The organism is Streptomyces sp. NPDC008317, assembly GCF_042955955.1.
Taxonomy (GTDB): Bacteria; Actinomycetota; Actinomycetes; order Streptomycetales; family Streptomycetaceae; genus Actinacidiphila.
The window spans coordinates 85,811-108,814 of sequence record NZ_JBIBFQ010000004.1; the positions used below are offsets into that span (position 1 = coordinate 85,811).

The 23,004-nt window shown below is 71.7% G+C and carries 22 protein-coding genes, 2 pseudogenes and 1 riboswitch; of the genes and pseudogenes, 1 reads left to right on the forward strand and 23 read right to left on the reverse strand.

Annotated features, from left to right (window positions below; genetic code table 11):
* Positions 1-34 precede the first annotated feature (34 nt).
* From ACFY9V_RS13785 to rpsB, 9 genes are all read right to left on the reverse strand, one after another.
* Positions 35-1,075, reverse strand: coding sequence for an ATP-binding cassette domain-containing protein (locus ACFY9V_RS13785; protein WP_391161441.1), 1,041 nt, complete (start codon positions 1,073-1,075; stop codon positions 35-37).
* Complete coding sequence (locus tag ACFY9V_RS13790) at positions 1,075-2,712, reverse strand: iron ABC transporter permease (RefSeq protein WP_355346599.1); 1,638 nt, start codon at positions 2,710-2,712, stop codon at positions 1,075-1,077. The genes ACFY9V_RS13785 and ACFY9V_RS13790 overlap by 1 nt, the downstream gene beginning before the upstream one ends.
* A gap of 158 nt (positions 2,713-2,870) precedes the next feature.
* Positions 2,871-3,968 (reverse strand): thiamine ABC transporter substrate-binding protein, encoded by a 1,098-nt coding sequence (locus ACFY9V_RS13795; RefSeq protein ID WP_391161443.1) that lies wholly within the window; start codon positions 3,966-3,968, stop codon positions 2,871-2,873.
* A riboswitch (TPP riboswitch) is annotated at positions 3,962-4,073 on the reverse strand. (Overlaps the previous gene by 7 nt.)
* Positions 4,074-4,164: 91 nt before the next feature.
* Positions 4,165-5,271 (reverse strand): 23S rRNA (adenine(2503)-C(2))-methyltransferase RlmN, encoded by a 1,107-nt coding sequence (gene rlmN / locus ACFY9V_RS13800; RefSeq protein WP_355346501.1) that lies wholly within the window; start codon positions 5,269-5,271, stop codon positions 4,165-4,167.
* 87 nt (positions 5,272-5,358) lie between these two features.
* Positions 5,359-6,384, reverse strand: a complete 1,026-nt coding sequence (locus tag ACFY9V_RS13805; protein WP_391161444.1) for a phosphatidate cytidylyltransferase — start codon at positions 6,382-6,384, stop codon at positions 5,359-5,361.
* A 219-nt stretch (positions 6,385-6,603) separates the two neighbouring features.
* The gene (gene frr / locus ACFY9V_RS13810) at positions 6,604-7,161 is read right to left on the reverse strand and encodes a ribosome recycling factor (protein WP_188281238.1); all 558 of its coding nucleotides are present in this window, start codon (positions 7,159-7,161) and stop codon (positions 6,604-6,606) included.
* A 145-nt stretch (positions 7,162-7,306) separates the two neighbouring features.
* The gene (pyrH, locus tag ACFY9V_RS13815) at positions 7,307-8,065 is read right to left on the reverse strand and encodes a UMP kinase (protein ID WP_355346495.1); all 759 of its coding nucleotides are present in this window, start codon (positions 8,063-8,065) and stop codon (positions 7,307-7,309) included.
* 166 nt (positions 8,066-8,231) lie between these two features.
* Positions 8,232-9,068 carry a translation elongation factor Ts gene (tsf, locus tag ACFY9V_RS13820; RefSeq protein ID WP_391050340.1) on the reverse strand — a complete coding sequence of 279 codons (837 nt, stop codon included), beginning with the start codon at positions 9,066-9,068 and terminating at the stop codon, positions 8,232-8,234.
* A gap of 173 nt (positions 9,069-9,241) precedes the next feature.
* Complete coding sequence (gene rpsB / locus ACFY9V_RS13825; protein WP_355346489.1) at positions 9,242-10,180, reverse strand: 30S ribosomal protein S2; 939 nt, start codon at positions 10,178-10,180, stop codon at positions 9,242-9,244.
* 265 nt (positions 10,181-10,445) lie between these two features.
* On the opposite strand from rpsB, the gene ACFY9V_RS13830 reads away from it, so the two are divergent.
* Positions 10,446-11,153 carry a peptidoglycan DD-metalloendopeptidase family protein gene (locus tag ACFY9V_RS13830; RefSeq protein WP_391161445.1) on the forward strand — a complete coding sequence of 236 codons (708 nt, stop codon included), beginning with the start codon at positions 10,446-10,448 and terminating at the stop codon, positions 11,151-11,153.
* Here ACFY9V_RS13830 and ACFY9V_RS13835 read toward each other — a convergent pair.
* The 14 genes and pseudogenes from ACFY9V_RS13835 to rimM all read right to left on the reverse strand — a co-directional run bounded on the left by ACFY9V_RS13835 (position 11,116) and on the right by rimM (position 22,973).
* Positions 11,116-11,703, reverse strand: a complete 588-nt coding sequence (locus ACFY9V_RS13835; RefSeq protein ID WP_355346483.1) for a helix-turn-helix domain-containing protein — start codon at positions 11,701-11,703, stop codon at positions 11,116-11,118. The genes ACFY9V_RS13830 and ACFY9V_RS13835 overlap by 38 nt on opposite strands.
* Before the next feature lie 30 nt (positions 11,704-11,733).
* Complete coding sequence (whiG, locus tag ACFY9V_RS13840; protein ID WP_355346480.1) at positions 11,734-12,570, reverse strand: RNA polymerase sigma factor WhiG; 837 nt, start codon at positions 12,568-12,570, stop codon at positions 11,734-11,736.
* A 281-nt stretch (positions 12,571-12,851) separates the two neighbouring features.
* Positions 12,852-14,018 (reverse strand): DNA-processing protein DprA, encoded by a 1,167-nt coding sequence (dprA, locus tag ACFY9V_RS13845; RefSeq protein ID WP_391161447.1) that lies wholly within the window; start codon positions 14,016-14,018, stop codon positions 12,852-12,854.
* Positions 14,019-14,212: 194 nt separating this feature from the next.
* Positions 14,213-15,844, reverse strand: a complete 1,632-nt coding sequence (locus ACFY9V_RS13850; protein WP_391161449.1) for an ATP-binding protein — start codon at positions 15,842-15,844, stop codon at positions 14,213-14,215.
* Positions 15,844-16,318 (reverse strand): annotated as a pseudogene (locus ACFY9V_RS13855) (YraN family protein). Before ACFY9V_RS13855 ends, ACFY9V_RS13850 begins: the two are co-directional and overlap by 1 nt.
* A 41-nt stretch (positions 16,319-16,359) precedes the next feature.
* A complete protein-coding gene (locus tag ACFY9V_RS13860; protein ID WP_188281213.1) occupies positions 16,360-16,686 on the reverse strand; it encodes a DUF2469 domain-containing protein in 327 nt (108 codons plus the stop codon).
* A gap of 40 nt (positions 16,687-16,726) precedes the next feature.
* Positions 16,727-17,215, reverse strand: a complete 489-nt coding sequence (locus ACFY9V_RS13865; RefSeq protein WP_391161450.1) for an NUDIX domain-containing protein — start codon at positions 17,213-17,215, stop codon at positions 16,727-16,729.
* Positions 17,212-17,976, reverse strand: a complete 765-nt coding sequence (gene lepB / locus ACFY9V_RS13870; RefSeq protein ID WP_355346404.1) for a signal peptidase I — start codon at positions 17,974-17,976, stop codon at positions 17,212-17,214. Before lepB (ACFY9V_RS13870) ends, ACFY9V_RS13865 begins: the two co-directional genes overlap by 4 nt.
* A gap of 97 nt (positions 17,977-18,073) precedes the next feature.
* Positions 18,074-19,216, reverse strand: a complete 1,143-nt coding sequence (gene lepB, locus ACFY9V_RS13875) for a signal peptidase I (protein ID WP_391161451.1) — start codon at positions 19,214-19,216, stop codon at positions 18,074-18,076.
* Positions 19,217-19,496: 280 nt separating this feature from the next.
* Positions 19,497-20,231 (reverse strand): annotated as a pseudogene (gene lepB / locus ACFY9V_RS13880) (signal peptidase I); the annotation flags it as partial.
* On the reverse strand, positions 20,224-20,985 hold the full coding sequence (lepB, locus tag ACFY9V_RS13885; RefSeq protein ID WP_355346395.1) for a signal peptidase I: 762 nt from the start codon (positions 20,983-20,985) through the stop codon (positions 20,224-20,226). The gene lepB (ACFY9V_RS13885) and the pseudogene lepB (ACFY9V_RS13880), both read right to left, overlap by 8 nt.
* A 32-nt stretch (positions 20,986-21,017) precedes the next feature.
* Entirely contained in the window at positions 21,018-21,368 is a 351-nt protein-coding gene (gene rplS / locus ACFY9V_RS13890; protein WP_093716565.1) for a 50S ribosomal protein L19, read from the reverse strand.
* A 140-nt stretch (positions 21,369-21,508) separates the two neighbouring features.
* The gene (gene trmD, locus ACFY9V_RS13895; RefSeq protein ID WP_355346392.1) at positions 21,509-22,330 is read right to left on the reverse strand and encodes a tRNA (guanosine(37)-N1)-methyltransferase TrmD; all 822 of its coding nucleotides are present in this window, start codon (positions 22,328-22,330) and stop codon (positions 21,509-21,511) included.
* Position 22,331: 1 nt separating this feature from the next.
* On the reverse strand, positions 22,332-22,973 hold the full coding sequence (rimM, locus tag ACFY9V_RS13900) for a ribosome maturation factor RimM (protein WP_391161452.1): 642 nt from the start codon (positions 22,971-22,973) through the stop codon (positions 22,332-22,334).
* Positions 22,974-23,004: the final 31 nt, after the last annotated feature.

Here is a 23,004-nt window from a genome sequence, read left to right on the forward strand (position 1 = left end):
TCGCGCGGTTCCCCGCGCCCCTGAAGGACCGGCCCTAGGGGCGGTGGGGGGCGTCCGCGAGGAGGACGACCTCTTCGGGGGCGAAGGTCACGGCGACCTCGGCGCCGACCTCGGGTGCCGCCCGCCAAGGGCACCCGGCTTCGAGGCGCGGCCCCGCCTCCGGCGCCAGGACGAGCGTGATGTGGTCGCCACGAAAGGTGCGGGCGACGACAGTGCAGCGAAGCCCGGACCCGGGTCCGGTGAGGCGCACCCCGGCGGGCCGGATGAGCAGGTGGCAGGGCCCCTGCGGGGTGCCGGAGGGCACCGGCACCTTCCCCCACGGCGTATCGGCGACGCCACCCCCGACGCTGGCGTCCACGATGTTGTCGAAGCCGAGGAAGCGGGCCACGAAGGGCGACACCGGCCGCTGCCAGACCTCCAGCGGCGTACCGGACTGTGCGATGCGCCCGTCGCGCATCACCACGACCCGGTCCGCGAGGGCGAACGCCTCGCTCTGGTCGTGCGTGACGGCCAGGACCGTCGTCCCCAGGCGACGGAAGAGTTCGCGCAGCTCCACCACGAGCCGTTCGCGCAGCGCCCGGTCGAGCTGTCCCAGCGGCTCGTCGAGCATGAGCAGGCGCGGCTCGGGGGCGAGGGCGCGGGCCAGGGCGACCCGCTGCTGCTCCCCGCCGGAGAGCGTGGCGACGCCGCGCCCGCCCGCGCCGGGCAGCCCGACGAGGTCGAGCAGTTCGCGCACCCGCTCCTCGCGCCGCTCGCGCGGCACCTTGTGCATGCGCGGCCCGAAGGCGACGTTGCCGCCGACGTCGCGCTGCGGAAAGAGCTGGTGGTCCTGGAACATCAGGCCGACGCCGCGCCGGTGCGCGGGAACGCCCGCCTGGTCGGCGCCGTCGAGCAGCACCCGTCCGCCGTCCAGCGGCTGGAGTCCGGCGACGGCCCGCAGCAGCGTGGACTTGCCGCTGCCGCTGGGCCCGAGCACGCACACCGTCTCGTGCGCGGCCACCTCCAGCGTGACGGCGTCCAGCGCGGCCCGCGCGCCGAACCGTACGGTCGCGTCCTCGACTCGCAGCAGCGTCATCAGAACTCCCCGGGTGAGGGGTCGGCGCCCCGGCCGCGCGGGCGCAGATTCTCCAGCACCAGCAGCGACGCGGCGCAGACCAGCATGAGGATGGTGCTCAGTGCCATGGCCTGGCCGTACGTGGACGGGCCCGCGCGGCCGAGCAGGCGGGCGACGGCGACCGGGAGAGTGGGGCTGTCGGGGCGGGCGATGAAGACGGTGGCGCCGAACTCGCCGAGCGACACGGCGAAGGCGAAGCCCGCGGCGACGGCCAGCGCCCGTCCGACGAGCGGGAGTTCGACCTCGCGCCAGACCCGTAGCGGTGACGCGCCGAGCACCGCGGCGGCCTCCCGCAACCGGTCGTCCACGGCGCGCAGCACCGGCAGCATGACGCGTACGACGAACGGCACACCGACCAGCGCCTGGGCGAGCGGCACCAGGATCCAGGAGGACCGCAGGTCGAGCGGCGGCTTGTCGAGGGTGATCAGGAAGCCGAAGCCTACGGTGACGGCGGAGGTGCCGAGCGGCAGCATCAGCAGCGCGTCGAAGCCGCGGACCAGCCGTCCCGCCCTGCGGACCAGGGCCGCGGCGGCGAGCCCGCCGACCGTCAAGGCGATGACGGTGGCGACGGCGGCGTACCGCAGCGAATTCCAGACCGTCTCCAGCGGGGCGACGGTGAAGGTGCCGCCGCTCCGGCCCGAGCCGACGGAGCCGAGCGAGCGGTAGAAGGCGAAGCCGTAGCCGTCGGGGCCGTCCAGCGAGCGGGCGACGAGCACGCCCAGCGGCAGCAGGATCAGCAGCGCGATGACGGCGAGCACTCCGGCGAGCAGCGTCCGCTCCCCCCTGCCGCGCGGCCGGTGCGCGGTGGTGGCCGCGTCGACCAGCCGCAGCGTGGACTCCCGGCGGCGTACGGTCCAGGCGTGCACGGCGAGGATCGCGGCGACGGCGGCGAATTGCAGCAGGGTCAGCACGGCGGCGGTCGGCAGGTCGAGGAGTTCCGCGGTCTGCCGGTAGATCTCCACTTCGAGGGTGGAGTACAGCGGGCCGCCGAGGATCTGGATCACGCCGAAGGAGGTGAAGGTGAACAGGAACACCATCAGCCCGGCGGCGGCCACCGAGGGGCCGAGCGCGGGCAGCGTGACCCGCCGCCAGGCGGCGAGCCGGCTCGCGCCGAGCATCCGCGCGGCCTCTTCCTGGCGCGGGTCGAGCTGCGCCCACAGGCCGCCGACGGTGCGGACGACCACCGCGTAGTTGAAGAAGACGTGCGCGATGAGGATCGCCCACACGGTGGTGTCCAGGCGGACGCCCCACAGCGAGTCGGTGAAGCCGCCGCGGCCGAGCAGCGCGAGGAAGGCCGAACCGGCGACCACGGTCGGCAGCACGAAGGGCACGGTGACGACGGCCCGCAGCAGCCGCTTGCCGGGGAAGTCGAGCCGCGCGAAGACATACGCGCCGGGCAGGGCGACGGCCAGGGTCAGCGCGGTGGACGCGGCGGCCTGCCAGCAGGTGAACCACAGCACGTGCCGGATGGAGCCGTCGCCGAGGACGTCGCCGATCCGGCCGAGCTGCCACCGGCCGCCCTGGTGCAGGCCGCGGCCGACGATGGAGATCACGGGGTAGGCGAAGAACACCCCGAAGAAGGCGGCGGGCACGGCCATCAGGGCGAGTCGGATCGCGGTGCCGCGACCGGGTACGAGCGACCGGCCCCTGCCGCGTACCGCCGATGCCGTGCCGGTCGCGTCCGACGTGCCGGTCGTGTCCGTCGTATCGGCGTGGCCCGACGTATCGGCCGCGTCCGTCTTTTCGGCGCCGGGCGTCACTTGAGGACGATCGACGACCATGCCTTGACCCACTCGTCGCGCTTGGCGGCGATCTTGTCGGGCGCCAGCGTCTTCGGGTCGGTGATCTTCGCGCCGTATGTGGTGAACACCTCGGGCTCGGCGGCGTCCTTGCGCACCGGGTCGACGTACATCTGGAGGGGCATGTCCTCCTGGAACGTCCTGCTCAGCAGGAAGTCGATCAGCGCCTGGCCGCCCGCGGTGTTCTTCGCGCCGTGCAGCAGCCCGGCGAATTCGATCTGCCGGAAGCAGGTGCCGGTGGAGACCCCGGTCGGGGACTGGGCAGGTGCGGGGGTGACGCCCACGACCTCGGCGGGCGGGCTGGACGCGTACGACACGACCAGCGGCTTGTCGCCCTTGGCCTTCTTGCCTGCCGAGGAACCGGAGAAGCGGTCGTTGTACGCCTGCTCCCAACCGTCCACGACCTCGACGCCGTTGGCCTTGAGCTGCTTCCAGTACGACTGCCAGTCGGAGTCCCCGTAGGCGGCGGCGCTGCCGAGCAGGAAGGCCAGACCGGGCGAGGACGTCGCGGCGTTCTCGGTGACCAGCAGGTTCTTGTACTCCGGCTTGACCAGGTCCGCGAAGGTGACGGGCGGGGCCAGCTTGTGCGCGGTGAAGTACGCCCGGTCGTAGTTGACGCAGACGTCACCGGAGTCGATGGGCGTCACCCGGTGCTTGGCCGCGTCGAGTTGGAGGTCGGCGGGCACCTGGTCGAGGCCCTTGGCCGCGTACGGGGTGAACAGGCCGTTGTCGAGCGCGCGGGACAGCAGCGTGTTGTCGACGCCGAAGAAGACGTCGCCCTGCGGGTGGTCCTTGGTGAGGATCGCCTGGTTGACGGCCGCGCCCGCGTCTCCGCCGCGCAGCACCTTGACCGTGTAGCCGGTCTCCTTGGTGAAGTCCTTGAGCACGGCGTCGGACGCCGCGAAGGAGTCGTGGCTGACCAGCGTCACGGTCTTGGACGTGCTGCCGCCGCTGGTCTTGGTGCCGCCCGAGTCGCTGCCGCACGCGGCGAGCGCGGTGGCGCCGACCGTGGCCAGGACGAGCGCGCCGATGGCACGCCGACGGATGGTGTTCATCTGTGCAGACTCCCTACGCCGGTATGACCCGGATCAGGTCCGAGGGTCTGCGGTCTCGTGGGCCGCACTCTCAGCGCCGTCTCAGGCGCTCCCCTGTCGGAATGTTCACTTGTACGTACTTGTGTGATTGCACGAGCACGATAGCAGCAGGTGCGAAAGGGCTGGTCAGCGCCGGGCCCTTAACGCGCCCGGCGCCTCAGCGCTCCGAGGCCGCGAGCTGGCCGCACGCGCCGTCGATCTCCTGGCCGCGGGTGTCCCGCACGGTCACGGGCACGCCGTGGGACTCGAGCGCGGCGACGAACGCCCGCTCGTCCTCCGGCCGGGAGGCCGTCCACTTGGAGCCGGGCGTGGGGTTGAGCGGGATCAGATTGACGTGCACCCGGTGGTTCTTCAGCATCCGGCCGAGCCGGTCCGCGCGCCACGCCTGGTCGTTGATGTCCCGGATCAGCGCGTACTCGATGGAGATCCGGCGGCCGGAGACCTCGGCGTAGTGCCAGGCCGCGTCCAGCACCTCGCGGACCTTCCAGCGGGTGTTGACCGGCACCAGGGTGTCGCGCAGCTCGTCGTCGGGCGCGTGCAGCGAGACCGCGAGGCGGCACTTCAGCCCCTCGTCGGCGAACCGGTAGATCGCCGGGACCAGGCCGACCGTGGAGACGGTGATGCCGCGCTGCGACAGGCCGAGGCCGTCCGGCTCGGGGTCGGTGAGGCGGCGGATCGCGCCGATCACGCGCTTGTAGTTGGCCAGCGGCTCGCCCATCCCCATGAAGACGATGTTCGACAGCCGCGCGGGCCCCCCGGGCACCTCGCCGTCGCGCAGGCTCTTCATGCCCGCGACGATCTGGTGCACGATCTCGGCGGTGGACAGATTCCGGTCGAGACCGGCCTGCCCGGTCGCGCAGAACGGGCAGTTCATGCCGCAGCCCGCCTGCGAGGAGATGCACATCGTGACCCGGTCCGGGTACCGCATCAGCACCGACTCGACGAGCGTCCCGTCGAACAGCTTCCACAGCGTCTTACGGGTGTCCCCGTCGTCGCACGACGCGTGCCGCACCACCGTCATCAGCTCCGGCAGCAGGTCCTCCGCCAGCTTCCCCCGCGCCGCGGCCGGAATGTCCGTCCACGCCGCCGGATCGTCGGCGTACCGCGCGAAGTAGTGCTGCGACAGTTGCTTCGCCCGGAACGGCTTCTCCCCGAGCGCGGCCACCGCCTCCCGCCGCTCGACGGGAGTGAGGTCGGCAAGGTGCCGCGGCGGCTTCTTGGCCCCACGCGGCGCGGCAAAAGTGAGTTCTCCGGGTACAGGCATGATCTGACAAGTGTCGCAGATCGAAATGGGTCGGCCGGTCGCCCGCTGGTCCGGGGCTGTCGCTCGGGCGGCGGGCCGTCCGGGGGGTCAGCCGGTGCCGACGAAGACGGCCAGGAGGAGCCAGACGACGGGGGCGGTGGGGAGCAGGGAGTCGAGGCGGTCCATGATGCCGCCGTGGCCCGGCAGGAGGGTGCCCATGTCCTTGATGCCGAGGTCGCGCTTGATCATGGATTCGCCGAGGTCGCCGAGGGTGGCGCTGACGGCGGCGGCGAGGCCGAGGAGGAGGCCCTGCCACCAGCGGCCGTCGTCGATGACGTACTGCATGAGCAGGGCGCCCGCGACCATGGCGAAGGAGATCGCGCCGAGCAGGCCCTCGCGGGTCTTGCCGGGGCTGATGCGGGGCGCGAGCCTGTGCTTGCCGAAGCGCCAGCCGACGGCGTAGGCGCCGGTGTCGCTGATCACGGTGAGCAGCAGGAAGACCAGGACGCGGCGCGGGCCGTCGTCGGCGGCGAGCATCATGACCACGAAGGTGGCCAGGAAGGGCACGTAGAAGGCGGCGAAGACGCCGGCGGTGACGTCGCGCAGGTAGTTCTCGGGCGGCTCCGTCATGCGCCACACGAGGATGGCGAGCGCGGTGAGGGCCATCGCCACCCAGGCGCCGTCCGCGCCGCGCAGATACCCGGCGATGATCATCGCCGTACCGCCGGCCGCGATCGGGATCAGCGGGGCGCGGATGCCCTTGCGCTCCGCCAGCCGCGAGGTCAGCTCCCAGACGCCGACGGCGGCGGCGACGACCACGACGCCGACGAACACCGCCTTCACGATGAAGAGCGAGGCGACGATGACCGCGCCGAGGCCGAGGCCGACCCCTATCGCCGCGCGCAGATTCCGCCCTGCGGACTTCTTCGCGGGGGGCTGCGGCGGCGGTGTCGGCTCCGGGGCGGTTGGCATAGGAGGAGTCTTCCTGCCGCGCCCGGAATCGGGTGCGGAACCCGCCGGATAGATGATCGTGTCATCCGCAATCGAGCCGTCGGCCGCGCCGTTGGTGACCGTGTCCTCGGGCGCTCCCCAGTGACCGGCGCGTGGCGAAGCGCCCCAGGAAGAGTCGTTCACTGAGCTTCGCCTCGCGTCGTCGTGTGTCGGCCGGGAAGGGCTGAGGGCGGGATCGTGCATACGGTCGTACTGCCGGTGTCCGGACGGGCGTCAGGAACGGTGCCAGGACGGGCGTGTCCGGACGGGCGTGTCCGGACGGGCGTGTCCGGACGGGCGTGTCCGGACGGACTGAGATGTCCGGGGCGGTGTTTCCGGGGCGGGCCCGGGGGCCCGGCCCGGTCAGACCTCCAGCAGCTCGGCTTCCTTGTGCTTGAGCAGCTCGTCGACCTGGGCGACGTACTTCGACGTCGTGTCGTCCAGCTCCTTCTCCGCGCGGCGCACCTCGTCCTCGCCCGACTCGCCGTCCTTGACGAGCTTGTCGAGGGTCTCCTTGGCCTTGCGGCGGACGCTGCGGATCGAGATCTTGGCGTCCTCGCCCTTGGTCTTGGCGACCTTGATGTACTCCCGGCGCCGCTCCTCGGTGAGCTGCGGGAACGCCACCCGGATGATCCGGCCGTCGTTGCTCGGGTTGACGCCGAGGTCGGAGTTGCGGATCGCCTCCTCGATGTTGCGCAGACTGCTGCTGTCGAAGGGGGTGATCACCGCCATCCGCGGCTCGGGCACCGCGAACGAGGCGAGCTGGTTGATCGGGGTGGGCGCGCCGTAGTACTCGGCCACGATCTTGTTGAACATCGCGGGGTGCGCCCGGCCGGTACGGATCGCCGCGAAGTCCTCCTTGGCGACGACGACGGCCTTCTCCATCTTCTCCTCGGCCTCGAGGAGGGTCTCTTCAATCACCATGTGCTCCTGGTATTCAGAAGGCGGAGCCTGACGGTCGGGCCCCTGCGCGCGTCTTTCCTGCACGGTGTCCGACCGGCAGCCTGTTGTCCATCCCCGGACCGGGCGAACCGGGACGTGTCACCACCCGGCGCTCGGGCGGTCATTAAGCCCTGGAGCCCCGGTCGTTGACCAGCGTGCCGATCTTCTCACCCTTCACGGCCCGCGCGATGTTCCCTTCGGCGAGCAGCTCGAAGACGAGGATCGGCAGCTTGTTGTCCTGGCAGAGGGTGATCGCGGTGAGGTCGGCGACCCGCAGGTCGCGGGTGATGACCTCGCCGTACTCCAGGGCGTCGAACTTCACCGCGTCCGGGTTCAGCTTGGGGTCGGAGTCGTAGACCCCGTCGACCCCGTTCTTGCCCATCAGCATGGCCGCCGCGTCGATCTCCAGGGCCCGCTGGGCGGCGGTGGTGTCGGTGGAGAAGTACGGCATGCCCATACCGGCGCCGAAGATGACGACGCGGCCCTTCTCCAGGTGCCGTACGGCCCGCAGCGGGATGTACGGCTCGGCGACCTGGCCCATGGTGATCGCGGTCTGCACGCGGGTCTCGACGCCCTCCTTCTCCAGGAAGTCCTGGAGGGCCAGGCAGTTCATGACCGTGCCGAGCATGCCCATGTAGTCCGAGCGGGCCCGGTCCATGCCGCGCTGCTGGAGTTCGGCGCCGCGGAAGAAGTTGCCGCCGCCGACGACGAGGGCGATCTCGTAGCCGTCCGCGACGACCGCGGCGATCTCGCGGGCGATGGCGTGCACGACGTCGGGATCGACTCCGAGACCGCCTCCCCCGGCGAACGCCTCGCCGGACAGCTTCAGCAGATAGCGGCGGTGGGCGGTGGTGTGGTGGGCCGTATCGGCGCCTTTGTCCATGGAGATCTCCTCGTGCACGTACGAAGGAGGCCATTGCCGCGGGTCCTCGTGGGTTCCCTGTACGGCAATGGCCTCCTCGTCACATCTGCGGCCGGTCGGCGGGCGGCCGACCGCGTACGACCCTAGCCGGGCCGTCGGTCATTCGCTGCTTTCGTGTCCAGCGCGATCAGACGCCGACGCGGAAACGCGCGAAACGCTTCAGCGTGACGCCGGCCTCGTCCAGCACCTTCTGGACGGTCTTCTTGGAGTCCTTCGCGAAGGCCTGCTCCAGGACGACGTTCTCCTTGAAGAAGCCGTTCACCCGGCCCTCGACGATGCGCGCCAGGGCGGCCTCGGGCTTGCCCTCCTCGCGGGCGGTGGCCTCGGCGACGCGACGCTCGTTCTCGACCGTCTCGGCCGGGATCTCGTCGCGGGACAGGGCGGTCGGCGCGAAGGCGGCGATGTGCTGGGCGACGTCCTTGGCGACCTGCGCGTCGGCCTTGTCCAGCTCGACCAGGACGCCGACCTGCGGGGGCAGGTCGGGGCTGGTGCGGTGCAGGTAGGAGGTCACGTAGGTGCCGGAGAACTGGGCGAAGCGGTCGAGCACGATCTTCTCGCCGAGGGTGGCGTTCGCCTCGTCCACGTACGCCTGGACGGTCTGGCCGTCCTTGATCTCGGAGCCGAGCAGCGCCGTGATGTCGGCCGGCTTGCTGGCGGCGACGTGGGCGGCGATGGCGTCGGCCACGGCGACGAACTTGTCGCCCTTGGCGACGAAGTCCGTCTCGCACTTCAGCTCGACGAGGACGCCCTCGGAGTTGTCGGCGGCGATCAGGGAGACGACCGCACCGTTGGAGGCCGAGCGGCCCTCGCGCTTGGTGACGCCCTTCTGGCCCTTGACCCGAAGGATCTCGACGGCCTTGTCCAGGTCGCCTTCGGCCTCCACAAGGGCGTTCTTGCAGTCCATCATGCCCGCGGCGGTCAGCTCGCGGAGCTTCTTGACGTCAGCGGCGGTGAAGTTCGCCATGGGTTTAAGTCTCTTCCCGAATGGTCGGTGGATCTACGGGTGGACGGCGGGGGCATGGGCCCCCGCCGTCGTCACGCGTGGTTCACGTCGTACGCGTCGTACGCGATACGCGTCCTGCTGCTGTGCGGTTGACCGGTGGTGCCGGTGTGCCGTCGGTACGGGTCGGAACAGGCTCAGGCCTGCTCGGACTCGCCCTCCGTGGCGGCCGGGGCGGCGTCGGCCGGAGCCTCGGCGGTCTCGGCGGCGGCCGGAGCGGCGTCGGCCGGAGCCTCGGCCTCGGCGGCGGGCGCCTCGGCAGCGGCGGCGGTCGCGTCGGCGGCGGGCGCCTCGTCGGCCTTCTTCTCGCCCTCGAGCAGGTCACGCTCCCACTCGGCGAGCGGCTCGGCGACGCCTTCGGCCTTCTTGTCACCGGTGGCGGCACCGGAGCGGGCGATGAGGCCCTCGGCGACGGCGTCGGCGATCACACGGGTGAGCAGCGTGACGGAACGGATCGCGTCGTCGTTGCCCGGGATCTTGTAGTCGACCTCGTCGGGGTCGCAGTTGGTGTCGAGGATCGCGACGACCGGGATGCGGAGCTTGCGCGCCTCACCGACGGCGATGTGCTCCTTCTTGGTGTCGACGATCCAGACGGCGCTCGGCACCTTCTGCATCTCGCGGATGCCGCCGAGGGTCTTCTCCAGCTTGTCCTTCTCGCGGGAGAGGACCAGCAGCTCCTTCTTCGTGAGGCCGGACGCGGCCACGTCGTCGAAGTCGATCTCCTCGAGCTCCTTCAGGCGCTGGAGGCGCTTGTAGACGGTCGAGAAGTTGGTGAGCATGCCGCCCAGCCAGCGCTGGTTGACGTAGGGCATGCCGACGCGGGAGGCCTGCTCCGCGATGGCTTCCTGCGCCTGCTTCTTGGTGCCGACGAACATGATGGAGCCGCCGTGCGCGACGGTCTCCTTGACGAACTCGTAGGCGCGGTCGATGTACGACAGCGACTGGAGCAGGTCGATGATGTAGATGCCATTGCGCTCGGTGAAGATGAAGCGCTTCATCTTCGGGTTCCAGCGACGGGTCTGGTGCCCGAAGTGGACGCCGCTCTCCAGCAGCTCCCGCATCGTGACGACGGCCATGGCCGTACTCCTTGAGGTACTCGGTTATCGCGACCGCCGGACGGCGGTCGCGCCTGACGTCCCGACGCGCCGTGCCACGAGGGACCGAGGGGCGCGGCCACCGTCCCGATGAGGGGAGTGGGTGGCGGGGCGTGCGAAGTCGACCCGGTGACCCGGATCGCCAGAGAAAGTGTACGGGACCGGTGGAGTGCCGGGCGACACCCGAGTTATCCACAGGCCAGGACCATGATCATCTTTCGCGGCCCGGATCCGGGATGCTCGTGCCATGGCACTTCACATGTGGTTGACGGTGGTGATGACGGCCCTGCTGACGGCCCTCCCCGGCGGCACGGGGACGGCGGGCGGCACCGGGACGGCGAGCGGCGCCGGTACGGCGGGCGGCGCGGGGACGGCCGGCGGCACGGGGACGGCGGGCGGCGCGGGGTGCGCGGGCGCCGGCTCGGACGCGCGCTGCTGGCCCGTGGCAGGGCCGGGAGTACGGGGGCGGCCGGCGGTGCTGCGCGCCTTCGAGCCGCCCGCGACGCCCTATGCCGCGGGACACCGCGGGGTCGACTTACGCGCGGGGCCGGGGAGCGTGGTGCGGGCGGCGGCTCCCGGCGAGGTGACCTTCGCGGGGAAGGTGGCGGGCACCGATGTCGTCGTGCTGCGGCTCGACCGGCCGGACGCGAGCCTGCGCGTCACCTATGAGCCGGTACGGGGGACGGTCGCGGTCGGCACCCGGCTCGCGGCGGGCGGGCCGTTGGGAGTGGTGACCGACTCCGCCGTCCACCGCTCACCCGGTTGCCTCCACTGGGGCCTCCTGCGGGGTGACGTCTACCTCGACCCGTTGACCCTGCTGCCGCCGTGGCTGCTGCGCGCGGGGCCCTCCCGGCTGCTGCCGGTGTTCGGCGCGGCGGCGGACGGGACGGTACGGAAGGCGGAGGCGGCAGCCCGGGTCAGGGGCGGCCGGTCACCCCGTGCAGCGCCATCGTGACGGCCGACTCGGTGATGTGGACGGGGTCTTCTGCGGCGCCGAGTTCGATCCGGCGGACCGCGGCGTCGACCACGCCTTGCAGGAGCATGGCGGTCAGGCGGGGCTCGGCGTGGCCGAGGGCCGCGAGGGCGGCGCCGACCATCGTGACCAGGCCGCCGTGGGCGGCGCGGATCTTCTCGCGGGCGCCCGCGTCCAGTTCACCGGCGGAGATCGCGACGACGGCGCGGTGGCGGCGGTCGCCGACCAGCGCGAGCTGGCTGCGTACGTAGGCCTCGATCTGGCCCTCTGCGGTGTCGGCGGCCTGCATGGCGGCCTCGACCTCGGCGGCCCAGACGGGGAAGTCCACGGCGCACAGCTCTTCGACCACCGCGGCGCGGGAGCGGAAGTACTCGTAGACCGAGGAGCGCGCCAGTCCGGTGCGCTCGGCCAGGGCGGGGAAGGTCAGCGCCTCCGTGCCGCCCTCGGACAGCAGCGAACGCGCGGCGTCCAGCAGGGCCTGGCGCTGCATCGTCCGGTGTTCGGCCACCGAGGCCGCTCGAATCCTGGGCATCCCACCACTGTAGACACTGTGCCGCGCCTGTCACCGCCCGACGTCGGCCAGCTTTGCCCGTAGTTGGAGGACGGACTTGGTGTGGATCTGGCTGACCCTGCTTTCGGTGACGCCGAGTACCTGGCCGATCTCGGCGAGTGTCAGGCCCTCGTAGTAGTAGAGGGTGACGACGGTCTTCTCGCGTTCGGGAAGGGTGTTGACCGCGCGGGCGAGCAGTCGGCGCAGCTCACGGTCCTCGGCGACCTCGACGGGGTTGTCGGCGCCGGTGTCCTCCAGGGTGTCGACGAGGCTGAGCCGGTCGCCGCCCTCGCCGCCCGCGTGCAGGAGGTCCTCCAACGCGACGACGTTGGCCAGGGACAGCGCGCTGAACACCGCGTGCAGGTCTTCGATCCCGACGCCCATCTCCGCCGCCACCTCGGGCTCGCTCGGAGTGCGGCGCAGCTTGGCCTCAAGGGTGGCGTAGGCGCGTTCGACGGCGCGCGCCTTCTGCCGGACGGAGCGCGGGATCCAGTCGAGCGCGCGCAGTTCGTCGATCATGGCGCCGCGGATACGGGTGATCGCGTAGGTCTCGAATTTGATCGCGCGTTCCGGGTCGAACTTCTCGATCGCGTCGATGAGTCCGAACACCCCGGAGGAGACGAAGTCGGCCTGCTCGACGTTGGCCGGGAGTCCGACGCTGACCCGGCCCGCCACGTACTTCACCAGCGGCGAGTAGTGCAGGATCAACTGCTCCCGCAGCCGGGCGTCCCCCGTGGACTTATAGGTCCGCCACAGTTCGTCGAGCGACGTGGGGGCGGCTGGCCGAGGGGAGGTGCGGGGGGCGGTCGCCGCCGTCGCCCGCTCGGACCCGGGGGTGTACTGGGGCATGTGCCGTTTTGAGCCGTTCTGCCGAGACGTGGGCGGGAAATCGAGCCTCCGCGAGCGTAGCGTGACCATAGTGTCGCTTATTGCTACATCATCCGTATGGGACATGCGCAGATACGTTCCTCTACCGGTGCGCGCTCACCGGACCGGCTATACCGCCCGGTACGGGGCCCGCGCGGGAGCCCCTCGGGTCATCATGGTGGGCCGCCGGGCCGCCCACGGCCGGTCCTACGATCGTCCCAGGTCACGGCGGTTTCCTGTCACCTGATGGTGTGTCGATGGCGTCAACCCTCCCGACGCGGCGCGCCGTCGTGCGCGGTACGGACCAACTTCCACCGCCCGTCGTCGCGTTCGACGAAGCCGAGGGCCTGCAATTCGTAGAGCCGTCTCAGCGTGTCGTCGCTGGTGGACCCCACGGCGAGGGCGATCTCCTCTTCGCGGGCGTCCCCTTGACCGGGGAGCGCTTCCAGTACGCGGGCCGCCGCCGGGTCGAGCAGATCGCGCGGCAGTACGGGTCCGCGGCGGGCGGGTGCGAGGTCGGCGCCGATCTCCCCCACCATCTCGATGACTTCGGCCGCGTCGGTCACCACCACGGCGTCTCCGCGCAGCAGTTCGTGCACCCCTTCCGACAGACCGCTCGTGCAGGGCCCCGGCACCCCCATCGTCACCCGCCCCAACTGGGCGGCCCGCCGCGCGGTGACCAGGGAACCGCTGCGGTAGCGCGCCTCGACCACCACCGTGCCGCGGGTCAGGGCGGCGATCACCCGGTTCCGCAGCACGAATCTGCTGCGGGTGGGGTGGTCGCCCGGCGGCAGTTCGCCGACGAGCAGGCCGCGTTCGGCGATCTCGCCGATCAACTGGGTGTTGCCCGGCGGGTACGGCACATCGACGCCGCTGGCCACCACGCCGATGGTGGCGCCGCCCGCCCGCAGCGCGCCCCGGTGCACCACACCGTCCACCCCGTAGGCGGCTCCCGAAACCACCACCCAGCCCGCCCGCGCCAGTCCCCCGCCGAGCCGCGCCGCCATGTGGGCGCCGTAGTCGGTGCAGGCCCGTGCGCCGACCACGGCCACCGAGCGCAGCGCCCACAGCCGTAGCGACGGCTGCCCGCGTACCCACAGGCCGTACGGGCGCTGCGGCCCGAGGTCGTCCAACTGCCCCGGCCAGTCGGCGTCCTCGGGGCAGACGAACCGTCCTCCGGCCCGGCGTGCGGCCTCCAGATCCCCCTCGGGGTCGGCCCGAACCGACCGCGTCCGGTATCCGTCGGTCCGCCGCAAACCGGCTCCGGGCAGCGCCTCCCCCTCCCGTAGCGCGCGCAGCACCTCTTCGGCTCCCCTCTCCCGCAGCGCCCGCCCCACCACCTCGTCCCCGGGATCGGCGATCCGCGTGATCGCCACCCGCGCCAACCGCTCCGCCTCCGGCACGGCAGCCGCCAAGGCAGGTACCGCCAAAGCGGGCACCGTCGGCGGGGGCACCGCCAGCGTCGGTGGACCGGCCCCACCGGCCGCGGGGCCGATCTGAGAGCCATCGGCGGCCTGCGAACCCCGGACCCTCCCTGCGCCACCCTCGGCGGCTGAACCAGTGGCCGTCTCCTCCCCCGGCGGCCCGGCCCCATCGGGGCCCGGCGACCCCCTCCGCCGCCGCATCACACGCCTCCCGCTACGGGCACCCCGCGGCTGACACCGGTCCTGAGGTGGAGCGCCTGGAAGACGTCGTCGACGTGGGGGCGGTCGTGGCCCGCGAGGTCGGCGAGGGACCAGGCGACGCGCAGGACGCGGTCGAGGCCGCGGGCGGTGAGCAGGCCGCGTTCCATGTCGCGCTCGGCGGGGTGCAGGGCGCCGGGGGCGACGTGCCAGCGGGTGCGCATCTCGTGGCCGGGGATCTCGCTGTTCAGCTTCCAGGGGGTGTCCCGGTAGCGGGTCGCGGCACGCTCGCGGGCGGCGACGACCCGGGCGGCGACGGTGGCGGTGGATTCGCCGGGGCCCTGGCCGAGGAGGTCGGATCTGCTGACGGATTCCACTTCGACGCGCAGGTCGACGCGGTCCAGCAGCGGCCCAGAAAGCCTGCCCTGGTAGCGGCGGACGGCGGTGGGCGAGCAGTCGCAGCCCTCGCCCAGCATCGAGTAGCGCCCGCAGGGACAGGGGTTGGCGGCGAGCACCAGCATGAAGCGGGCCGGGAGCCGCATCACGCCCGCCGCGCGGGCGACCACGACATGGCCCGATTCGAGCGGTTGCCGCAGCGCCTCCAGCGCCCGCACGCTGAATTCCGGAGCCTCGTCAAGGAACAGCACCCCGCGATGGGCGAGCGAGACCGCACCCGGTCGGGGCAGTCCGCTGCCGCCGCCGACCAGCGAGGGCATGGTGGCCGAGTGGTGCGGCGCGCAGTACGGCGGGGCGTCGACCATGGGCCGTCCTGGCGGGAGGATGCCCGCCACCGAGTGGACGGCGGTGACCTCCAGGGACTCCTGGCGGGTGAGCGGCGGCAGGATGCCGGGCAGTCGCTCGGCGAGCATCGTCTTGCCCGCGCCCGGCGGGCCCTTCAGATACAGATGGTGTCCGCCGGCGGCGGCGACCTCCAGCGCGGTGCGGGCGGTCCGCTGTCCGGCGACGTCGGCCAGGTCGGGGCCGTGCCCGGTGAGCGAGGCGTCGCCGAGGCCGCCGGCCAGTCCGGTCCCGACGCCGCCGCCCGGCACGGTCAGCCCGGCCAGTATCGGGTCGGGGCGGCCGTCCGCCCGCGCCGGGTCCTGGTCCTCCTCGGGGGCCAGTTCGTCGTTGAGGAGGGCGACGAGCTGCCGCAGGGTGCGGATGCCGAGGACGGAGACGCCGGGGACCAGGGATGCCTCGGCCGTGGTGCGCTCCGGCACCACGACGTGCCGGTATCCGGCGTCGGCCGCCGCCAGGACGGCGGGCAGCACCCCGCGGACCGGGCGGACCCGTCCGTCGAGTCCCAGTTCGCCGATCATCATGAGATCGGCGATGGATCCGGGGGCGATGCGGTCGTTGGCGGCGAGGATCGCACACGCCACGGCGAGATCGAACCCCGAACCGCCCTTGGGCACCGAGGCCGGGCTGAGGCCGACGGTGAGCTTCTTCTGCGGCCAGACCTCGCCGCTGTTCACGATCGCGGCGCGCACCCGGTCGCGGCTCTCGGTGAGGCTCTTGTCGGGCAGTCCGACCAGGGCGAAGGCCGCCACGCCGGGTTCGAGGTCGGCCTGGACCTCGACCACGACGCCTTCGACGCCGATCAGCGCGACCGAGCACGTACGGGCGAAGCCCATCACGCCACCCCCCGCACATGCTCGACGCGGGCCGCGCCGCGGGCGGGCAGGAGGACGCCGACCAGGTCGATTCTCACGCCGCCCGGTGGCGCGCCGCCGTGTTCCGCCGCCCAGCGGTCGGCGAGCGACCGCAGCCGGTGGATCTGCCGCGCCCCGAGCGCCGCCATGGGGTGCTGGAAGCCGCCGTCACGGCGGGTCTTCACCTCGCACACCACCAGGGCGTCCCCCTCGGACGCCAGAATGTCGATCTCCCCGTCGCGCCCGCACCGCCAATTCCGGTCGAGCACGGTCAGTCCCGCGTCCTCCAGCCTGCGGGCCGCCAGCCCCTCGCCGTACCGCCCCAGCGCACCTCGTGCGTTCATGCGTACCACCTCCGTCACTCACTGTGACAGAGTTCGACCGCCGAAGATGATCTTGGTCCCAGCCTGTGGATAACTCCCCGCGACCCCGCACCGTGGCCCGCGCCGCGCCCATGCACCGGGGCCCGCGAAGGCCCCCTCAAAAGGGCCTCAGCTTCAACTATTGAAGCCCGACTCGTCCGACGGCAGATCCAGATCCGCCTTGTTCAGCTCCTCGATGTTCACGTCCTTGAACGTGAGGACACGGACCTGCTTGACGAAGCGGGCGGGCCTGTACATGTCCCAGACCCAGGCGTCGGCCATCGAGACCTCGAAGAAGACCTCACCCTGGACCGAGTGCACCTGCATCTCGTAGTCGTTGGTGAGGTAGAAGCGTCGCTCGGTCTCGATCACGTACTTGAACAGGCCAACGACATCGCGGTACTCCCGGTAGAGCTTCAGCTCCATCTCGGTCTCGTACTTTTCGAGGTCCTCGGCGCTCATGGCATGTTCCCCTTCAGCCGTACGTGCCCCCCATTGTGCGTCAGTCGCGCTCCGTCCCCAGGGGGATCGGGGATTGCGGGGGGCCTTCGCCGAGCAGCGTACGCAGCAGCTCAGCGAGTCTGATGGGGTACACCGTCTCACGAGTGCGCAAAAGTTCCTCGCAGGTCCACCAGCGCAACGACGAGACACTTCTGCGTTCCAGGTCCGTCTGGCCGCTGGTGTCGACGTCGACGGTGTCGGTACGGCCCAGGTGGTACCACTCGTCCTGTTCCCAGCGCCGCCCGTCGAAGCTGAAGGAGCTGGTCCGCTCCCACAGCACCGGGCCGAGCCGTACATCGGTGATGCCGGTCTCCTCGGCGAGCTCGCGCAGCGCCGTCTCCTCCAGGCTCTCACCGCCCTCGACCCCGCCGCCCGGCGTGAACCACGAGCCCACCGCCGGATCGGCCGGATCGACGCCGTTCAGCAGCAGGATCCGGTCCGCCGGGTCGAGCAGCACCACACGGGCGACGCGCCGACGCACCACGGTCATCTGCGCCGCCTCAGCAGCCCGGCCACCGGTCCGTACGCCGCGCCGCCGAGAATCAGCACGGCGCCCACGACCACCATGACGACGATCCAGCGCAGCGGCCCCTCGGCGGACGTACCGCCGCCCGGCACGGCCTTGAAGGCGGTCGTGGGCGACAGCGTCCCCATCCGCCCCATGGGCCACACCGTGCCGTCCACGCGGCCCTTGACGGCGCTCACGGGGACCGCGCCGTGCTGGGCGTCGCTGAGGCGGATACGGGAGTCCTGGGAGACCGCGCGGTTGTCACCGAGCAGGAAGAGCGAGCCGCGCGGCACCGTGGTGCTGAACTTCGTCACGGAGGCGGGAACGCCGGGAAGGCCGGAGCCACCGGGCGCGGCGGAGGCGTCGGAGCCGTCGAGATAGCCCTCTTCGTCGACCGCCGTGCCGTTCACCGTGAGGCGGCTCTGGGTGTCGCAGCATTTGACGACGTCGCCGCCGACGCCGACGACCCGCTTGACCTCGGGCAGGTCGCCCCAGAGCTTGTCCTGGAAGACCACCACGTCGCCGCGGCGCACATCGGAGCCGGAGACCTTCTGGGCCAGCACCCGGTCGCCCGGCTGCACGGTCGGCTGCATGGAATTGGTGGGCACTGTGTACGGCCGGTACTCGACCGCTCCCCAGGCGAAGCCGCCGAGGAACAGGGCACAGCCAAGAGCGATGGCCAGCCCGGACACCGTACGTCCGAACCGGCCCTCGCCCTTGCGTATCGCACTGCTGCTGCTCATGGACCGGAACCCTACCCGGCGGTACGCCCCGGACCGTAGGCGCGGACGCCCGTCGGTGCTCGATCGGGCGCCCGCCGCCGCGGGCCGGGTACGTCCGTCAGTCCTCTTCCGTCTCCGCAGTGACCGGCGGCTGTGCGCGCAGCAGCTTGCGGCGGCGCATCAGCACCAGCGGCGCGGCACCGAGGAGGCCCACCGCGGCCGGGCCCGCGGTGCCCGCCGCGTTGATGCCCGGCTGGCTGAAGGTGCTGGGGATGGAGAGCCAGTCCCAGCGGTTGACCGGCCAGGCCACCGTCACGGCGCGGCCGACGACCTCGTTGTCGGACACGGTGCCGCCGCCGGGCAGCGTCATGTGGTACCGCGAGTCGAGGGAGTCCTGGCGGTGGTCGCCCATGACCCAGATCCGGCCCTTGGGCACGGTGACCTTGAACGGCCGGTCGGGGGTGCAGGGGGTGTTGCCCGCGAAGACGTACGGCTCGTCCAGCGCCTTGCCGTTGACCTTCACCGGTCCCGTGCCGTTGCACTCGACCGTGTCGCCGCCGACGCCGATGACCCGCTTGATCAGGTCCTTCTCCTCGGCGGACGGCATCAGGCCGATGAAGCTGAGGCCCTTTTGCACGCCCCTGGTCACCGCGTTGCCGCTGGCGGGCGGATTCTCGCCGAGCCAGCCGCCCGGGTCGTGGAAGACGACGACCTCGCCGCGGCTCGGCTTGGAGCCGAACCAGGGGGTGAGCTTGTCGACCAGGACACGGTCGCCGCGCTCCAGCGTGTGCTGCATGGAGTCGGACGGGATGGAGAACGCCTGCACCAGGAAGGTCTTGATCAGCAGCGCCAGGACCAGCGCGATGCCGATCAGAAGCGGCAGTTCCTTCCAGAACGACCGGTTCTTGCTCGCGGAGCCGCCCGAGGAGTGGGACGGCGGCTCGTCACCCGAGCCGGGGTCCCCGGGGCCGCCGGGGCCCTGGGGGCGGTCAGCGGGACCGCCCGCCGCGGGGTCCCGCGGGTCCGTGCCGTCCGCCGGCCCCGCGGGGGCCTCCGGAGCCTGGCCGGGAACCTGACCCGCATCGGCGTGGCTGCCGGGGTACGACCCGCCGCCCGGGTACTGCCCGCCGCCGTACTCCGTACTGTCCGCGGGCTCGGGGACTCGGCCATCGGCCTCCGACTTGTCGACAGACGGCACCGTGACATCCCCTTTTTCGGGCTCGCCGGATCCAGACCGTGCGCCGACCACCAGGTCCCCCACATCCACTCCTCACTCCAGTCCGCCGCCTGCCCCGTTTCCGGCGCAGGCCCGCCACTCCCATAACGAGCGGGAGTTCCGCAGGAGTCGGTGTCTGGCTCGTTCCTTGGCCGTTGTTGGCCTGGGCCACCCTAGCCGTCCCGGCTGTGGCCACGGTCGCCGCCACCTGCGCGTCGGGGACGGACGCGAACGTGCCGGGTTCCTTCAGTCGCTCCCAGTGACCGAACGGCCAGGCGATGACGAAGGCCCTTCCCACCACCAGATTCAGCGGAATCGTGCCGCCTCCGGGCTTGTCCGTGTGGTACCGCGAGTCGGCCGAATCCGACCGGTGGTCGCCCATCACCCAGAGCCTGCCCTGGGGTACGTGCACGGTGAATTTCATCATTGAGGGTGGATTACCGGCGTAAAGATACGGCTCACTGAGGGGCACGCCGTTGACGGTGATGCGCCCGTCGGCGTCGCAGCACTTCACGGTGTCGCCGCCGACGCCGATGACCCGCTTGATCAGGTCCTGCTCGTCGGCGGACGGCAGCAGGCCGATGTAGGTGAAGAACTGTTTCACCTGCTTGATCACCACGGGGTCGGGCTTCTTCTGCTCCTCGGGCGGCAGCCAGCCGCCGGGGTCCTTGAAGACCACGACGTCACCGCGGTGCGGCTCGGCGCCGAACCACGGGGTGAGCTTGTCGACCAGCACCCGGTCGCCGATCTTGATGGTCTGCTCCATCGACCCGGACGGGATGACGAACGCCTGGAGCAGGAACGTCTTGAGCACCAGCGCGATCAGCAGGGCCACCATGACCAGCAGCGGCACCTCCCTGGCGAGCGAGCGGCGGCGCTTGCGCTTGACCTTGCGGGCCAGTTTGCGGCGCTCGATACGGGTGCTGCCGCCGCCGGGCGGTCCGCCGTACGCGCCGTCGCCCGTGCCGCTTCCCGGGGCGCCGCCCGCGCCGGAGCCCGCCGCGCCCGTCACCGGGGCGGCGCGGTGGTGGCCGTAGCGGGGCCGCCCGCGGTTACCCATGGTGACCCGCGGCGGGTGCGGGGACGGCGGCGAAGGTCGCGGGGCGGTTGAGCCGGGTCCAGTGGCCGAACGGCCAGCCGATCCACTCGGCCCGGCCGATCACCTTGCCGAGCGGTACGGTGCCGCCGCCCGGTTCCCCGAGGTGGTCCCGTGAGTCGCGGGAGTCGTCGCGGTGGTCGCCCATCACCCACAGCCTTCCGTCCGGCACCACGATGTCGAAAGGTACCCGCGAGGGCGCGTCGCCGGGGAAGAGGTAGCCCTCGTCCAGCGGGCGGCCGTTGACCAGCAGCCTGCCCTGCTTGTCGCAGCAGGTGACGCGGTCGCCGCCGATGCCGATGACGCGCTTCACGTAGTCCGTCCCACCCTGCTGAGTGAACGATCCGTCGCCGTCGAAGACGATCACGTCCCCGCGCCGCGGATGGCCGCCGAAACGGTACGCCAGCTTGTTGACCAGCACCCGGTCGCCGACCCGCAGCGTGTTCTCCATGGAGCCGCTGGGCACTTGGAAGGGCTGCACGACATACGTGCTCACCAGCAGCAGCGCGACGACGCAGCCGACCGCGAGCAGCACCGTACGCCGCCACTCCGCCCACCAGCGCGGCACGGCCTCGCGCACGAGGACCCGCATCGGGGACCGGGATCCGGGACCCGCCGCATCGCGTCCTGACACGACGAAACGCGACCGCTCCTCCGTATCCGCCTCGTCGGCGGGAGAGGAACGGTCGCGTTCCGGAAGTGTCGCTTCGCTGTCCATCGAGGCCAGAGCTTATCCGGCCTTCCCATGGATCAGTTGTCGCGCTTCTCCTTGATCTTCGCGGCCTTGCCGCGCAGCTCACGGAGGTAGTACAGCTTCGCGCGACGGACGTCACCGCGGGTGACGACCTCGATCTTCTCGACGATCGGGGTGTGCACGGGGAACGTGCGCTCGACGCCGACGGAGAAGCTGACCTTGCGGACCGTGAAGGTCTCGCTGATGCCCGCGCCCTGGCGGCGGATGACAACACCCTTGAACTGCTGCACACGGGAGCGGTTGCCCTCGATGACGCGCACGTGGACGTTGACGGTGTCGCCGGGGCGGAAGGCCGGGACGTCGGTGCGCAGCGAGGCGCTGTTGACGCTGTCGATCAGGTTGGGCATGAGATTCTGCTTCCTCGCCGATGCCACAGGTCATCGACGGAATGTCGCGATGCGGATTTGCCAAAAAATGGGGTGCCGCCACGTCGGACGGACGTCGTTCCCCCTGTGGCAGGGGCGCGCGCCGGACGGACAGCAGCGGCTCATTCTTCCACGGCCTCCGGGCTGGGCCCAAATCGGCCGTCGGGGCCGGGCCCCCAGCCGAGGATGGAGAGCATCTCGCGGTCCTTCTTGTCGAAGGCCGCGGGGTCGCAACGCTCCACCAGGTCGGGCCGGTTGGCGACGGTACGGCGCAGCGCCTCGTCCCGCCGCCAGCGCGCGACCTTGCCGTGGTGGCCGCTGAGCAGCACGTCGGGGATGCCGCGCCCGCGCCACTGCGGCGGCTTGGTGTAGACCGGGCCCTCCAGCAGATTGGCCATCGGTCCCGGCGCGAAGGAGTCGTCGCGGTGCGACTCGGCGTTGCCGAGGACGCCGGGCAGCAGCCGGGCCACCGCCTCGGTGATCACCAGGACCGCCGCCTCGCCGCCGGCCAGCACGTAGTCGCCGATGGAGACCTCGTGGACCGGCAGCCGGGTCGCGTACTCGTCGGTGACGCGGGTGTCGATGCCCTCGTAGCGGGCGGGTGTGAAGATCAGCCAGGGGCTGGCGGAGAGTTCGACGGCGAGCGCCTGGCTGAAGGGCCGGCCGCTGGGGGTGGGGACGACGAGCGCGGGGCGGCGGGCGCCCGCCTCGTAGCCGTCGGCGAGGGTCTGGTCGAGCGCCTCGCCCCAGGGGCCGGTCTTCATGACCATGCCGGGTCCGCCGCCGTACGGGGTGTCGTCCACCGTGTTGTGCCGGTCGTACGCCCACCCGCGCAGGTCGTGCACCCGCACGTCGAGCCGCCCGCTCGCCCGTGCCTTGCCGACCAGCGAGACGTTCAGCGGCTCCAGGTACTCGGGGAAGATCGTGACGACGTCGATCCGCATGTCACACGCCGCCCGCGTCGTCGCCGGACGTGGCGTCGGCATCAGTGGCGCCGTCATCCGTGGCGCCGCCGGACGTGGCGCCGCCGGACGTGGTGCCGCCCGCGCCCTCGCCGGACGTCGCCACTTCCGCGTCGGCCTCGTCCAGCAGCCCCGGCGGCGGGTCGATCACCGCGCGCTGCTCCTCCAGGTCGATCTCCGGCACGATCTCGCCGACGAACGGGATGAGCACCTCGGTGCCGTCAGGCCGCCGGACGATCAGCAGGTCCTGGTACGGGAGATGGCTGATCTCGGCGATCCGGCCGACCTCGCGCCCGTCGGCCGTCACCACGTCGAGGTCGATGAGCTGATGGTCGTAGAACTCCTCGGGGTCCTCCGGCGTCTGCTCCGGGTCGACCTCGGCGATCAGCAGCGTATTGCGCAGCGCTTCGGCGGCGGTGCGGTCGGCGACGCCCTCGAAGCGCAGCATCAGCCGGCCGCTGTGCACGCGTCCGGTGGCGATGGTCAGCGGGCCCGTGGCGGCCGGGTCGGTGGCGAGGACGGCCCCGGGCGCGAGCCGCAACTCCGGCTCGTCGGTCCGCACCTCGACGCTGACCTCGCCCTTGATGCCGTGGGCGCGGCCGATCCTGCCGACTACCAACTGCATGTACGGCTCACTCTCCGACTCCGGAACAGGG

What these genes read in the sequence shown, in the direction of transcription:
- ACFY9V_RS13785 (WP_391161441.1), bottom strand. Translation starts at nt 1,075, where the DNA reads ATGACGCTGCTGCGAGTCGAGGACGCGACCGTACGGTTCGGCGCGCGG.
- ACFY9V_RS13790 (WP_355346599.1), bottom strand. Translation starts at nt 2,712, where the DNA reads ATGGCCGTGCCCGCCGCCTTCTTCGGGGTGTTCTTCGCCTACCCCGTG.
- ACFY9V_RS13795 (WP_391161443.1), bottom strand. Translation starts at nt 3,968, where the DNA reads ATGAACACCATCCGTCGGCGTGCCATCGGCGCGCTCGTCCTGGCCACG.
- rlmN (WP_355346501.1), bottom strand. Translation starts at nt 5,271, where the DNA reads ATGCCTGTACCCGGAGAACTCACTTTTGCCGCGCCGCGTGGGGCCAAG.
- pyrH (WP_355346495.1), bottom strand. Translation starts at nt 8,065, where the DNA reads ATGGACAAAGGCGCCGATACGGCCCACCACACCACCGCCCACCGCCGC.
- tsf (WP_391050340.1), bottom strand. Translation starts at nt 9,068, where the DNA reads ATGGCGAACTTCACCGCCGCTGACGTCAAGAAGCTCCGCGAGCTGACC.
- rpsB (WP_355346489.1), bottom strand. Translation starts at nt 10,180, where the DNA reads ATGGCCGTCGTCACGATGCGGGAGCTGCTGGAGAGCGGCGTCCACTTC.
- ACFY9V_RS13830 (WP_391161445.1), top strand. Translation starts at nt 10,446, where the DNA reads ATGGCACTTCACATGTGGTTGACGGTGGTGATGACGGCCCTGCTGACG.
- ACFY9V_RS13835 (WP_355346483.1), bottom strand. Translation starts at nt 11,703, where the DNA reads ATGCCCAGGATTCGAGCGGCCTCGGTGGCCGAACACCGGACGATGCAG.
- whiG (WP_355346480.1), bottom strand. Translation starts at nt 12,570, where the DNA reads ATGCCCCAGTACACCCCCGGGTCCGAGCGGGCGACGGCGGCGACCGCC.
- ACFY9V_RS13850 (WP_391161449.1), bottom strand. Translation starts at nt 15,844, where the DNA reads ATGGGCTTCGCCCGTACGTGCTCGGTCGCGCTGATCGGCGTCGAAGGC.
- ACFY9V_RS13860 (WP_188281213.1), bottom strand. Translation starts at nt 16,686, where the DNA reads ATGAGCGCCGAGGACCTCGAAAAGTACGAGACCGAGATGGAGCTGAAG.
- ACFY9V_RS13865 (WP_391161450.1), bottom strand. Translation starts at nt 17,215, where the DNA reads ATGACCGTGGTGCGTCGGCGCGTCGCCCGTGTGGTGCTGCTCGACCCG.
- lepB (WP_355346404.1), bottom strand. Translation starts at nt 17,976, where the DNA reads ATGAGCAGCAGCAGTGCGATACGCAAGGGCGAGGGCCGGTTCGGACGT.
- lepB (WP_355346395.1), bottom strand. Translation starts at nt 20,985, where the DNA reads ATGGACAGCGAAGCGACACTTCCGGAACGCGACCGTTCCTCTCCCGCC.
- rplS (WP_093716565.1), bottom strand. Translation starts at nt 21,368, where the DNA reads ATGCCCAACCTGATCGACAGCGTCAACAGCGCCTCGCTGCGCACCGAC.
- trmD (WP_355346392.1), bottom strand. Translation starts at nt 22,330, where the DNA reads ATGCGGATCGACGTCGTCACGATCTTCCCCGAGTACCTGGAGCCGCTG.
- rimM (WP_391161452.1), bottom strand. Translation starts at nt 22,973, where the DNA reads ATGCAGTTGGTAGTCGGCAGGATCGGCCGCGCCCACGGCATCAAGGGC.